Genomic DNA, 14,614 nt, shown 5'->3' on the forward strand with positions numbered 1-14,614 from the left:
TTCTTTATTCATTATCTTCCACGTCTACATCAACAACTGCATCTAATCCCATGCCACTCATGATATCGTCTTCCTCTCCATTAGAAATCAACGATCCATCACTATCCATTATTATTTCCGAGGTCATAGGTGCATCTTCTCGTTCTTCCATTACGCTTCTTATTTCTGCTGTTTTTTCAGATGAAATATCTTCTTCGTCGTCTAATTCTTTTACAACGACTTCATCTCCATCTTCACTCAAAATTTGCACATCCAAACCAATTGCTTGTAATTCTTTTAGCAATACTTTGAACGATTCTGGTACTCCTGGTTCTGGTATATTTTCACCTTTTACAATTTTTTCATAAGCCTTAACACGTCCAACCACATCATCCGATTTAATGGTCAACATTTCTTGTAATGTATATGCCGCGCCATACGCTTCCAACGCCCATACTTCCATTTCCCCAAAACGTTGTCCCCCGAACTGAGCTTTACCGCCCAAAGGCTGTTGTGTAACCAACGAATATGGACCCGTAGAACGAGCATGAATTTTATCATCTACTAAATGATGCAATTTCAAGAAGTAAGTATATCCAACCGTAACGCGCCGATCCATCGGTTCGCCTGTTCGTCCATCATACAATACAGTCTTACCGTCTTCGGGCAATCCCGCAAGTTTCAAGGCCTGAAATACATCTTCTGCTTGAGCACCGTCAAATACAGGTGTAGCAATATGAATTCCTGCTTTATCTGGTTTTGGCATGCCATACGTATCCAAATCATAACCAACAGCACGCAATTTTTCTTCCAGTCGTTCATCCATATTCATGATTTCTAAGCCCAATTCATGCATAGCCCAGCCTAAATGCGTTTCCAGAATCTGCCCAATATTCATACGTGATGGAACCCCTAATGGATTTAAGACAATTTGTACAGGTGTACCATCTGGCAAGAAGGGCATATCTTCTTGCCGCATAACGCGCGATACAACCCCCTTATTGCCATGACGCCCAGACATCTTATCGCCTTCATGAATTTTACGTTTTTGAGCAATATAAACACGCACCAACCGATTAACTCCTGGTGGTAATTCATCGTTATTTTCGCGTGAAAATTCACGTACTTTAACTACTTTGCCCGATTCACCATGAGGAACACGCAAAGAAGTGTCTCTTACTTCCCGTTCTTTATCGCCAAAAATAGCACGCAACAATCGTTCTTCCGGCGTCAATTCCGTTTCTCCTTTAGGCGTTACTTTTCCGACTAATACATCGCCCGGAACCACATCTGCGCCAACCATAATCACGCCTTTTTCATCCAAATTTTTTGTGCTATCTTCACTTACATTAGGAATTTCACGCGTAATTTCTTCTGCACCTAACTTGGTATCCCGTGCATCGCATTCATATTCTTCAATATGAATAGATGTGTATAAATCATTTTTCGGTAAATCTTCGCTAAGCAAGACCGCATCTTCATAGTTATACCCTTCCCAAGGCATATAAGCGACCAAAATATTATATCCTAATGCCAATTCACCACCATCAGTAGCCATGCCATCAGCTAATACCTGACCTTCCGCAACGCGATCATTTTTATACACTAACGGTCTTTGATTGATACAAGTACTTTGATTAGAACGAACAAATTTAACCAATTTATATGTGTCAATAGTCCCCGAATCAGTTTTTACTTGAATTTCATCACCTGTAACACGAATAACTACACCATTATGCTTAGCTAATACGCACACACCCGAGTCACAAGCTGCTTTATATTCCATTCCTGTGCCTACCAATGGAGCCTGAGTTCGCAACAAAGGCACAGCTTGACGCTGCATGTTCGCACCCATCAACGCTCGGTTGGCATCATCGTTTTCCAAGAAAGGAATCATCGAAGTGCCTACGGAAATCACTTCTTTAGGTGAAACGTCCATATAATCCACTCGATCAGCCTTAAATTCACGAGTATCTTCTCCATGTCGGCAAGCAACCCGTTCATGAACAAAATAACCATCTTCCGTCAACGGTTCATTTGCCTGTGCAATGACATATTGTTCTTCTTCATCCGCCGTAATATACCGAACATCATTCGTAACGATACCCGTTTCTTTATCCACACGACGATATGGTGCTTCTATAAAGCCAAACTCATTTACCTTGCCAAAGCACGCCAAAGACGAAATCAACCCAATATTGGGGCCTTCTGGTGTTTCAACTGGGCACATACGGCCATAATGCGAATGATGCACATCACGAACTTCAAAGCCTGCTCTTTCTCTTGATAAACCACCTGGTCCTAATGCACTTAACCGTCTTTTATGAGTCAATTCAGCAAGTGGGTTCGTTTGGTCCATAAATTGAGATAATTGACTCGATCCAAAGAACTCTTTAATAGATGCAACAACCGGACGAATATTAATTAAGCTTTGGGCCTCTATCGCTTCTGAATCTTGTGTTGTCATTCTTTCCCGAACTACTCGTTCCATTCGAGTTAAGCCAATACGAAATTGATTTTGCAACAATTCGCCCACACACCGCAAGCGCCTATTACCCAAATGGTCAATATCATCCACCGTACCAAATCCATCCATTAAATTTAACAGATAATCTATATGAGCAATAATATCTTCACGCGTAATCGTTCGATGCTCATAAGGCAAATTGCTATTATTACAAATAATTTTATATACAGAACCATCTACTTTTTCAACAAAAACTTCTACCAATCCATCTCCTGAAAAAACACCACTTTCGCGGATGATTTGCACTTCATCCGAACCTATTTCCGTATGGGCAGGAAGAATAATTTCACCCGTTTCAGGATAAACAATCGGTTCATGCAAAGTAAGTCCAAATAAACGGCGTTCCCACCCCAATTTTTTTCCTGCTTTATAACGACCTACTCGTGCCAAATCATATCGCCGCGAGTCAAAAAAGAGTCCTTCAAATAAATTACGTGCACTTTCTACCGTTGGCGGCTCAGCGGGGCGCAATTTTTTATAAATTTCTACTAACGCCTCTTCTTGTGACTCCGTCGCGTCTTTTTCCAACGTTGCCTTTAACCTCTTATCATCAAAGAAAAGATCCATAATATCAGCATCTGTTGACCAACCTAACGCTCGAATTAACACAGTCACTGGTATTTTTCTATTGCGATCAATCCGTGCATAAACAATATCATTTGTATCAGTTTCTAACTCAATCCATGCCCCACGATTAGGAATAACCGTAGAATTATATAGACGAATTCCCATCGGGTCAATTTCGCGACCATAGTATACCCCTGGGGAACGAACTAACTGACTAACAATAACACGTTCCGCCCCATTAATGATAAAGGTACCTGTATCTGTAATTAAAGGAAAATCACCCATAAAAATATCTTTATCGTTAACTTCCCCTGTTTCATGATTCACGAGTCGAACTTGGACACGAAGTGGTGCGGCATATGTCGTATCACGTTCTTTACATTCTCGAAGATCATACTTCGGTTCACCTAATTTAAAATTTTCAAAAGATAAAGATAAATTACCCGCTGCATCTTCAATCGGAGAGATATCTTTAAATATATCCTTTAATCCTTTTTCCAAAAACCATTCATAAGATTTGATTTGTAAATCTAATAAATGGGGCATTTTTAGAACCTCATTGATTTTTGCATATGTGTATCGAGTCCGTTTCCCTACTTGTACAGGTTTGAACATGCTAATCTTTCACCCCTTATAATAAAGTAACTCAAGAATACGCATCCGTGTCATTCACAAAAAGCGACAAAAAAGCAAGGCTCTATGGGTAAAATTGAACCTTGCTTAAATTTTATTATCCGGAAGCGTGTCCTCCATGTATCTAACAATATCAAACAAACATTTGCAATGAGTTATTATAGCATATGTTTTTTTATATGTCAAATTATTATTTTGTAATTTTTGCTAACGTATATTTCTTTTTTCCCTTTCGAACAACCACAAATTTACCTTGTGAATTTTTATGTGGTTGTACCAGTGCAGCAAGATCCGTTACCTTTTCACCATTAATCGTAATCGCTCCATTGGTAACATCCTCACGAGCCTGTCTTTTTGAATTACAAATCCCTGCATCTACTAACCAATTAACCACATCTTTAGGCTCAGAGGTAACTTCTACTGTAGGCATATGACCAAATCCTTGAAGTAATTCATGCTCCGTGAGATCCGAAATACTCCCATGAAATAACGCATCCGTAATTCGTTGTGCTTCGATTAACGCATCTTTACTATGAACAAAAGTGGTCACTTCTTCTGCTAACCGTTTTTGAGCAAGCCGCTTTTCCGGTTCTTTAGTAATCGCTTGTTCCAATGCTTCAATTTCTTCACGTGATAAAAAGGTAAAATATTTTAAGTACTTAATGACATCTGCATCATCCTGATTAAGCCAAAATTGATAAAATTCAAAAGGTGACGTTTTCTCTGGATCCAACCAAACCGCACCACCTGCAGTTTTACCAAACTTTGTTCCATCTGCTTTTAACATCAACGGTATCGTCAATCCATATACGGGAGCATCACTGCCATGAATTTTATGAATCATATCCGTGCCAGCCGTGATATTTCCCCATTGATCAGCACCACCAATTTGTAATTGCACATTATATTGCGAAAAAAGATGTTCAAAATCCATAGACTGTAAAATTTGATAAGAAAATTCCGTAAACGAAATTCCTTCAGCCAAACGACTTGCTACCACTTCTTTCCCTAGCATAACATTAACGCTAAACAATTTTCCATAATCTCGCAAAAAGCTTAATAAATCAATTTTACTTAACCAATCATTATTGTTTACAAATAAAATGTCGACATCATCACCAAATAAGTGAGTAAATTGCTTTCTTAATTTTTCAGCATTACTTCTAACTTTTTCCATTGTCTGCAATTGTCGTTCTGATTTTCTACCACTAGGATCGCCAATAGCACCTGTACCCCCACCAATAAGTACAACTGGATGATGTCCTGCCAAGGCAAATCGTTTTAACATCATAAAAGGAATTAAGTGTCCAATATGCATGCTATCCCCTGTTGGATCCACACCACAATACAAAGCGATCTTTTTTTCTTCTGTCAACTTTCGCAAACCTTCTTCATTGGTCATTTGATTAACAGCACCACGCCATATCAATTCATCAATAATATTCACGCCACTCGCTCCTCTTATATTAAATATCTGAATGTGATTATTATACGTCAGAGAGATACCTATGTCAAAAAAGCCTTTTATTTTACAATATTTCTTGCACTACACCCTGTCGATACGCTTGTAATAATCTTTTTAAATCTTCAATACGTTGACATATTTTTTTCCCTTCATCTGTATCTGCAATCATAACACGCTTGGGTTCTAATTCTATTTGTTCCGATTCTGATTCAATATCAGCATTCTGAGTTAATACATGTGCAATATCTTGAAAAGGATAATGCGATTTGATACGAATCCCATGAGAATTAAATATAAGCGTATATCCCGCAATACCAGTTGATCCTTGATAAGCTTTGCAAAAGCCTCCATCAATACAAATTTCTTTGCCCTCTGCCCGAATAGGACGTTCTCCTTTTTTTACTTTAACTGGCGTATGTCCATTAATAATATGCCCTTGCAGCGAATAAATGCCAAATTCATTGAGAATTTTAACACATTCTTCTTTATTTCGATTTAATCGATAATAATCATTTTGGGGCTCCTTCCACGTTTTTTCATCACGAATATAACTACGTTCAAATGTTTTTACTATTCGTCCTGATACAGGTGAATTAATCCCTACCCATAAATACCACATATAATCTAAGCTATCCCTATCTTTACATTGATAAGCTTGACGAACTACCCAATCCACTTTATCCATCAATGGTTTTCCTGCATACCACCCGTCCTGTATCCACACCTTTTTAAAACTCCCATCAGAATTTAAAGGAATTCCTCCGTGAAATAAAAGATTGTTATTATAACTGCGATAAAGAGCTCCATGACTATATAAAAACTTAACGTGCCTTTGTAAGCGTTCACTTTCGATGAATCCAATTTTTATTTGCTGCAGCAATTCCTTTTCTTCTATCGACAAGGAATAGGGATTATAAGGATCTACTGTCGGAAACTCCTTCGTTGTCAATTCATACGTCTTTCCCTCTATCTGGATCGTCCCACGTTGCCAATCAATCGTATGAAATAATAATCGATTCTCCATATCATATTCAGGATGCCGCTTTATGGTTTGCCCTTCTATTTTGGTTAAAATAACATTAATCGCCTTAACCATAGGATCGATACCTTCTTCTTTGGTATACGTTTGTAACGCAAACAACGCAAAAGCACGCAAACTAATACCATATCCACTTTCCAAAATTTCTAAATTATGGTAACGAATATTATTGCGCAACACATTAGCGATGCACGCTTCATTACCAGCAGCAGCCCCCATCCATAAAATATCATGATTTCCCCATTGAATATCTAAAGAATGATGCCCCATTAACGTATCCATGATCTTATCTGCATGTGCACCACGATCATAAATATCTCCTATAATATGCAAATGATCTACGGCTAATCGTTTTATTAAAGCAGCTAAAGCCATAATAAATTCGCGCGTACTTCCTGTTTCCAATATAGAATCAATAATTTTTTCATGATAAACATGCCTATTATCATCTTCATCAGGCTGTGCATGCAATAATTCATCAATAACAAATCGGAAAACGGGTTCCATCGCTTTACGCACTTTTGACCGAGAATACTTTGAAGATAATAAATTAGCAACTTGTAATAATAACGTCAAATTATTACGAGCCCACGTAACATTTAATGCTTCCTGTCGGACCAATAAATCCATCTTTTCTTTGGGATAATAAATTAGCGTTAATAAATCCGCCCTTTCTTGTTCATCCAATGTTTCGGCAAATAACAACTCTACTTTTTCTCGAATAACGCCAGAACAATTATTGAGTATATGATAAAACGCTTCATATTCTCCATGCAAATCACTCATAAAATGCTCTGTTCCCTTAGGTAAATTAACAATGGCCTGCAAATTAATAATTTCTGTAAACGTTGCCGCCTGCGTCGGATAGGCTTTTGCCAATAATTCTAAATAACGTACCTGTTCTTCCGAATATGATGCGACTCCTTCTTCCATAAAAATCCCTCTTTTCTCCACTCACCAGTCCCCCAAATTACTTATCCTGTTAAAGATTAGACTCCCCTTCAAGTGACACTCCTCCTATATCAAATGCCCTCGTTTCCCAAAATAAAAACGAGGGCATTTGACAATACATATCCATTATAACCTTTATTTAATTAATGTTTCTGGATCTGGCAAAGCTGCAATATCTGTAGAAATATGCTTTGCAATATCATCCAAAAGCAATTCTTGATCAGGCGTTAATGATGACTTCATATCAAAAGATGGTTCTATTAATTCACAATTTTTAAATTTATTTTCTACATAATCTACCATCGTTTTATATGCTACCGATGCCCAACTATGACAACCAATTACGGCAATCTTTCGTTTTTGAAACAACAATGATTCTAAATCATGCAAGCATTCTTCCATTGGTAAGAATAAATTCAAATTATACGTAGGTGCTGCCAACACAAGGTGGCTATATTCCCACGCTTTTGCCGTAATATAGGATGAATGTGTTTTAGATACATCATACATACGAATATCATGCACCCCTGCCATACTCAACTTATGGGCTAATTTACAAGCCATACGTTGTGTATCCCCATAGATAGAAGCAAACGCAATAACAACCCCATTTTTTTCAGGAATATGTTGGGCCCAATGCATATATTTTTTCAAAATATATTGAATGTCTTCAGGTGTACGGAAAACAACCCCATGCAATGGACAGATAATGTCAATAGGCAAATTAGCTGCTTTTTTCAATACATTCATAACTTGTGGACCATATTTACCTACAATATTAACATAATAGCGCCGTGCTTTATCTAAATAATTTTCTGCAAAATCAACCTGATCAGCAAAAACGTTACCAACTACACCAAACATACCAAAAGCATCCGCACTAAACAGCACCTTATCAGTTACATCATATGTCATAATGACTTCTGGCCAATGTACCATGGGTGCTTTTATAAATTGCAATGTATGTTTTCCTAATACTAACTGTTCTCCTTCATTTACCGCTACATACCGATCTTTTAAAGGATGTTGGAAAAATTGTTCAAACAATTTAAACGTTTGTGCTTGACCTATAATTTTAGCTTCTGGATATTTTTCTAACAACGCTACGGCAGAACTTGCATGATCTGGTTCCATGTGTTGCAAAATAAAATAATCCAATTTTCGTCCATGAAGCAAGTCTTCTACATTTTCCAAAAATTCATCACGAACAGACTTATCCATCGCATCTAACACACAAGTCTTTTCATCATCAATGAAATAAGAATTATATGTCATTCCTTCTGGGATTGGAAAAATGCGTTCAAACATTTGGGATTGAAAATCATTGCACCCCATCCAATATACCCCATTTTTTATTTCTTCCACGCAATACATAATACCTGCCTCCTTATAATTAAAGATGTAATAGAATCGTGCTGGTATAATAATACCACGTTTTGACGCATTGTAAATAAATATGAGTCATTTTATCCTATATTTTTTTATTACTTGTATCTACCTTAACAGAATCATCTTCTTGATCCGCATCTATTCGATTAGTCTGTTGCTGATTTTGCTTACCTTTTCTATTTTTCACTGGATATTTATGATTATCAATAACATCGTAATCATCCGTTTCTACAGCAGGAAGTGCAGTTTGTTCTCGCTTATCTTGTTTTATTTTATCTATCACTTTCATTATATGTATTTGAATTTGATGTAACTCCTCTTGATTAGCCTGTGTCAAATCCACTCGCTTGTCTATTAAATCGGCCACTTGTGCACGCAAGTTTTGTGCTTTTCCCTGTGCTTCCTCTAGCGATACCGCATCATTAGCATAAGCATCGTTTAATTGTCGTAATTGGCGCGATATTTCCATAATTTGTTCTTTAATATCCGCATTTTGTTCATCCTGTAAATTTTTATCCACCGACACATCGTCTTTTACTTGCTGATCTTCTTCGTGCCGTTCCCATTCTTCTTGCTGCTGTTGTTCTGCTACATGTACCAATGAACGTTCCGTAATATGCGTACCTACATAATATTCATAACACATATACCCTAATATAAAAATAGGAATACATAACAATAACAATTCTATTTTCCGTAAATGAGCTGCTTGCATCCAACTCATCACACGTTTCCGCCGGCGTTCAAGAACGATTACAATAAAGACCATAAGAACAATAATAGCCAAAAACAGATAAATAAATAACTTATGCCATACCGTAGCTTGTAATTCAATGTTTACGGGTTTTTCATTACGTAACCGCCACATATACGTACTTCCAGGGATATCTGTATTAGTACTATTAGACGTAACATTTGTTCCCGCAGGAAAAGAAACAATATACTCTAAATCGACCCCATTTTCGGGCATCAATTTTCCCCAACGTAATTCTTCTATACTTTTAGGCGTATATGCATATTTAATATAATAAGTCGTACATAATATTCCATCATACGTTTTATGTATAATGCGATCGACCGAACTCTTATTAGCTCCTTCGTTCGTAATCGTTTTAAGTGCTCTAAAGCCACTGCCATTATTATTACTATAATCCATGATTACATAATTTCGTTTTTGAAATTCTTCGGCGTCTGCTTTAAGCAAGGTCTGTCCCTGCATGGTAGAGGAAACTTTTAAAATATCTTGTGTTTCACTCCCATCATCATGGATAATCGTTTGTGCTCTAAAGCCAGACAAAAGAATAAACGAAACCATCAACATTATTGTCAGTCCTACTTGTCTAAACTGATTCATATAGCTTTCCCTTCTCTGCGATTTAATGTTTTCCTATTGGTACCATACCAGATTCAACTAAGCGTTTTTCTGGCATGTTTTTTTGTTGTGCTTGTTTTCTCGCTTCAATAATAGCACCGTTACTAATATTCTCTAAAGGAATGCCATTAACAAAAATGCCTTCTATAACGCCTACACCTTTTTTCATTCGAATTTGTGCAATCACACTGTCCGCAGACGATATTTGATAAATGCCATCCGTCATTTGTGGGGCCATACGATATCTATCAAACGGTACTTTAAACTGAATTTTCCCCTTATGACGAATAGATACAATCTTCGCTTTAATATAATCAACCCCTCGTGCAGGCTTATTATACGCTGCTCCTTGAATGGTGAGCATTCCCTTATTATCTGATTTAATATAAATATACACAGTATTTCCATCATGAGGCGGCTTATTATCCAACCAAACCGTCGTATCTTCAGGAAAAATAACGCGTATATAATCTGTCCCAAACATAGCGGTTTCCAATCTAGGCATACACCGCCATTGATACGGGATCCCATCAACTCCAGCATTATGCCATCGCCAACCGACGTATGCCAATGTCCCTAATTGCATCACAATGACACCTATCAATACAATCCATTTGTACGTATTTAATCTGCGAATATTTATCCGCAATAGCTTCATTTTATTTTTCCTCCCTCCTGTGACCAGGGGGAAACACTTTTCGTTTCCTTTTTGACTGGAGCGGATTCTTTTTGCCACGGAGATGTAGTTATTCTCTCCATTTTCTTTTCTTTTTCTATAACCGGTACTTCGCTTAAAGAAATTTGATCGGGCTGATGAAAAACCGGCGCAACAAATTTTGTTTTCGTTTTCATCGTCATATCCTCAGCAATCACCGATTGCTTGACCACTTTTTTATCTTTGTCCTTCTCCTCCATCTTAACGACATTCGTTTTTCGTTTTTTTCGTCTATCTATACGTACCTTCTTTTGTTCTTTCGTATGGCGATACCGTTTCCACTGTACAATAACTCCACCAATAACCACCATGCTAACTATATCTAACCAAGGTGAAAATACATTACCATAAAAAATATTTACCAATAAGCTTACCCAAATAGCCACTCCAAACAACCAACGTTTTCCCTGTTTTGTATATATTATTTGAATTACTTCAAATAGCCCTATCCCAAATAAATATACTGCCGAAGCCAATAGCGGGATCGTCGAATATAAACCGCAGCGTACCAAAATAGTTTCACCTATAATTAAAAAGGGGATTATACCATATAATAAAAGTGCTCCAAACTGTTTTTTTACACCATTAAGAAATAGAATCACAATACCTACCAATAAAAATCCTATAAATAACAATGTACTCCAATGAAATCCCTGAATAGCTGCAATTCCATGCCAAGGTTCAGGCAAACAAGATATCCATAAGGCACCTATAGCGGCAATTTTTCCAAGCCAACGCAAAGGTGTCCCCCATGCTCGTCTAACATCAATCGTCTGCCCTACAAATAAGCTAAAAATCCCCAATGTAGCCAATGTCAAAAAGGGTATATACACACTTTGCATTGCAACAAGAAAAAAGATTAACAAAACGGTAATCGTCATTCCCCAAGAAAACACGGTTAATCCTAATTCTCGCTTATTTTTCCCGTTGCCCTCACAATGAACGAGTCCATAAAAAGGAACTTCCAATAACACACAAATGCCTAGCCCTATCGTACCGCTAATGGTTTGTAACACATCTCCATAAGCAGCACCTACTAACAAAGCCACATTATATAAAAGAACACCACTAACAGAACGTAATACATAGCTTGCTGGTAAGGTGATAACCGCACAAGGAACAATATAATCAGCTATGCTCCATCCTAAATAATAAGTAGTAGTAATAATGCCTACAGATATTAAAAACAACAAGAACTGTATCACGCCCATAAGCTCAGCTCGTATAGTTTCTTGCCACTCCCGAAACAACGTTACAGCTAATCCAACTTGACTAACCACAAGAATGCCTACAGCTAAACCCAAACGAACAATTGGATACACATAATACCACGCCTTAGCCATCGACCAAAGACCAATCATTCCCAACATAGCCAAGCCAATAATCAACGCAAATGAATAAACAATGCCTAATTGTTTTGACTCTGTCGCTTGTAATGTCCGCTGAATTTCTTGTCTCCCATCGGGCGAAATCCACCCTTTTTGTGACCACCTTTGAATAAGATGAGATATATGATCTGATGTATCGCCTTTCATTGTCACTGCCTCCCGATATATGCACCAAAAATTGCATACATTCGTAAATTTCTTTCCATCATTCAAAATCAGTATATCATAAAAACTGCATTTTCCCTAAAAAAAAAAGACGTTATTCTCTATCGAATAACGTCTTTTTTTTATTTATTTAACAATCATAACAGGGCATACTGAATGAGTTACTACATAGCTACTAACTGAACCCATAAATAATCCTTTAATAGGTCCTAATCCTCTACTTCCCATAATAATTAAATCAGCATTATTCTTTTTAGCTACCGATAAAATAGCTGGACCAGGCGAACCTACTTCAAAAACACTTGCAGTTTCAATGCCATCAGGAATCTGTTTAACAAAATTATCTAATACGGCTTTACCCTCTTTTTCCATATCCATAGCAACCTGTTCCGTAACATAACCGCTACTATTAGGAATTTGATCAAAATTAGAAATTACGGATACAATATTAGCCACATATACCAAAGTAATAACTGATTTCGATAATTCAGCAATAGTAACTGCATGTTCTACTGCTCGTTTAGAATTAACTGAGCCATCTGTTGGTACAATAATATTTTTATATTCTGCCATAAAAATCCCTCCCGTCGTATTGACTTCAATATGCTCTTGTGTAAGTATTCGATATGATCTTTGGGTTTCCTTTTTTATAAATAAATTTTTATCATTTATATTTTATATGCAATTTTATTTATATTACTTATATTGCATCCTTATTTTTGACCATTTTTAAAGTTTATTTTCATTTATTTTGAAATATTGTAATATCGTTACAAATTATGCTATACTAAATCTAAAATTTATAAATAGAAAGGCGATCTGTATGAAAAAATTAATACAAACTTTTTTTGCATTGCTCTTTTTTTTAACAGCATCATCTACCACTATCTATGCCCATGATGCTACCCATGAATTAATCAATCAACAACTTCCCGTTTGGAGTATCTTGCCCTTCGTTGGAATGTTGCTATCCATTGCTATCATTCCTTTATTAAAACCTCATTGGTGGGAACGCAATATGCTTCAAGTAGCCCTTGCTTGGTCGGCCTTATTCATTATTCCCTTTGCCTATATGTATGGATACAACGAAACATATTATCGCTTACTTGAGTCAATTTTACTAGATTATATTCCCTTTATTGTTCTACTTTTTGGTCTTTTTGTCGTATCTGGCGGTATTGCGATCAAAACTACATTAATTGGCAAACCGTTGACAAATACAGCTTTATTACTAATCGGCACCTTACTCGCTAGTTGGGTCGGTACCACAGGTGCCGCCATGTTTATGATTAGACCACTTATTAAAGCTAATGAATGGCGTGAAAAAAAAGTACATTTAATTATATTCTTTATTTTTCTCGTTGCCAATGTTGGTGGATCTTTAACCCCTTTAGGCGATCCCCCGCTCTTTATGGGTTTTCAACGTGGAATCCCTTTTACTTGGACCTTTCATTTATTCCCAATCTTTGCCTTTAATGCCATATTACTATTTTTAATATTCTTTGGCATCGACTCTTATTTATATAAAAAAGAATTAGCTCTAGGAAAAACGCCAGCTATACTTGGCAAAAAAGTAGAAAAACACTCTATCGAAGGTATTCACAACCTATTATTTATTGCATTAATTATTTTAGGCGTTATGGCTAATGGCATATTACCAAAACAAGTTGCCTTTTTTGCCAATAATAATGGCCTGCCGATTTTTGATGAAATCGTCTTTCCTTATGCAACTATTGTAGAAATTATTTTAATTCTACTCGCAGCCATCCTATCCTTAAAAACAACAAGTGCTAAAACGCGTCAATGGAATGAATTTTCTTATGGTCCCATTGCCGAAGTAGCCAAATTATTTATCGGCATCTTTATCACAATGATTCCAGCCTTAATGCTTTTAAAAACACATGGTGCACAATTAGGTTTAACTACACCATGGCAGTTATTTTGGGCAACAGGAAGCTTATCTTCTTTTTTAGATAATACTCCAACTTATTTGGTCTTTCTCCAAACGGCTGGAGCCTTAGGTGAACATCCAGGTATCCAAACTGCTGTGGGTATCGTTCCCCAACTCGTATTAGAAGCAATTTCAGCAGGGGCTGTATTTATGGGAGCTATTACCTATATCGGAAATGCACCTAATTTCATGGTAAAATCTATTGCTGAAGAAAATAACATAAAAATGCCGAGTTTCTTTGGCTATATGATATGGTCTTGTGGTATATTGATTCCCTTATTCATCATTACTACACTAGTGTTCTTTATATAAAATAAAGAACACTAGTATCCCCTTTATAATAACAACGGATAATTCCAATTTATAATCTTCTACAAAAAAAAACCGTAACGGATAACCGTTACGGTTTTTCTGATTTGGTGATCCATCCGAGATTCGAACTCGGGACACCCTGATTAAAAGTCAGGTGCTCT

Annotated in this window: 9 protein-coding genes; 1 reads left to right on the forward strand and 8 read right to left on the reverse strand. The window is 36.8% G+C overall.

Annotated features, from left to right (window positions below; genetic code table 11):
- Positions 1–4 precede the first annotated feature (4 nt).
- From rpoB to HMPREF3182_RS00850, 8 genes are all read right to left on the reverse strand, one after another.
- Positions 5–3,688, reverse strand: a complete 3,684-nt coding sequence (gene rpoB, locus HMPREF3182_RS00815) for a DNA-directed RNA polymerase subunit beta (RefSeq protein WP_007392628.1) — start codon at positions 3,686–3,688, stop codon at positions 5–7.
- Between the two features lie 208 nt (positions 3,689–3,896).
- The gene (gene tyrS, locus HMPREF3182_RS00820; RefSeq protein ID WP_062484943.1) at positions 3,897–5,153 is read right to left on the reverse strand and encodes a tyrosine--tRNA ligase; all 1,257 of its coding nucleotides are present in this window, start codon (positions 5,151–5,153) and stop codon (positions 3,897–3,899) included.
- A gap of 82 nt (positions 5,154–5,235) precedes the next feature.
- Positions 5,236–7,143: a fructose-1,6-bisphosphatase gene (locus HMPREF3182_RS00825; protein ID WP_062484945.1), complete on the reverse strand. Its 1,908-nt coding sequence runs from the start codon at positions 7,141–7,143 to the stop codon at positions 5,236–5,238.
- A 153-nt stretch (positions 7,144–7,296) separates the two neighbouring features.
- Complete coding sequence (locus HMPREF3182_RS00830; protein ID WP_007392631.1) at positions 7,297–8,535, reverse strand: FprA family A-type flavoprotein; 1,239 nt, start codon at positions 8,533–8,535, stop codon at positions 7,297–7,299.
- 97 nt (positions 8,536–8,632) lie between these two features.
- A complete protein-coding gene (locus tag HMPREF3182_RS00835) occupies positions 8,633–9,904 on the reverse strand; it encodes an OmpH/Skp family outer membrane protein (RefSeq protein WP_235808614.1) in 1,272 nt (423 codons plus the stop codon).
- A 22-nt stretch (positions 9,905–9,926) separates the two neighbouring features.
- Complete coding sequence (locus HMPREF3182_RS00840) at positions 9,927–10,580, reverse strand: hypothetical protein (protein WP_050791359.1); 654 nt, start codon at positions 10,578–10,580, stop codon at positions 9,927–9,929.
- Positions 10,577–12,172, reverse strand: a complete 1,596-nt coding sequence (locus HMPREF3182_RS00845) for a DUF2157 domain-containing protein (RefSeq protein ID WP_062484949.1) — start codon at positions 12,170–12,172, stop codon at positions 10,577–10,579. Before HMPREF3182_RS00845 ends, HMPREF3182_RS00840 begins: the two co-directional genes overlap by 4 nt.
- A gap of 144 nt (positions 12,173–12,316) precedes the next feature.
- Positions 12,317–12,763: a universal stress protein gene (locus HMPREF3182_RS00850; protein WP_007391994.1), complete on the reverse strand. Its 447-nt coding sequence runs from the start codon at positions 12,761–12,763 to the stop codon at positions 12,317–12,319.
- 250 nt (positions 12,764–13,013) lie between these two features.
- Here HMPREF3182_RS00850 and HMPREF3182_RS00855 point away from each other — a divergent pair, with 250 nt between their 5' ends.
- A complete protein-coding gene (locus HMPREF3182_RS00855; protein ID WP_062484951.1) occupies positions 13,014–14,453 on the forward strand; it encodes a sodium:proton antiporter in 1,440 nt (479 codons plus the stop codon).
- Positions 14,454–14,614 lie beyond the last annotated feature (161 nt).

It is taken from the genome of Megasphaera hutchinsoni, assembly GCF_001553405.1.
Classification (GTDB): Bacteria; Bacillota; Negativicutes; order Veillonellales; family Megasphaeraceae; genus Megasphaera; species Megasphaera hutchinsoni.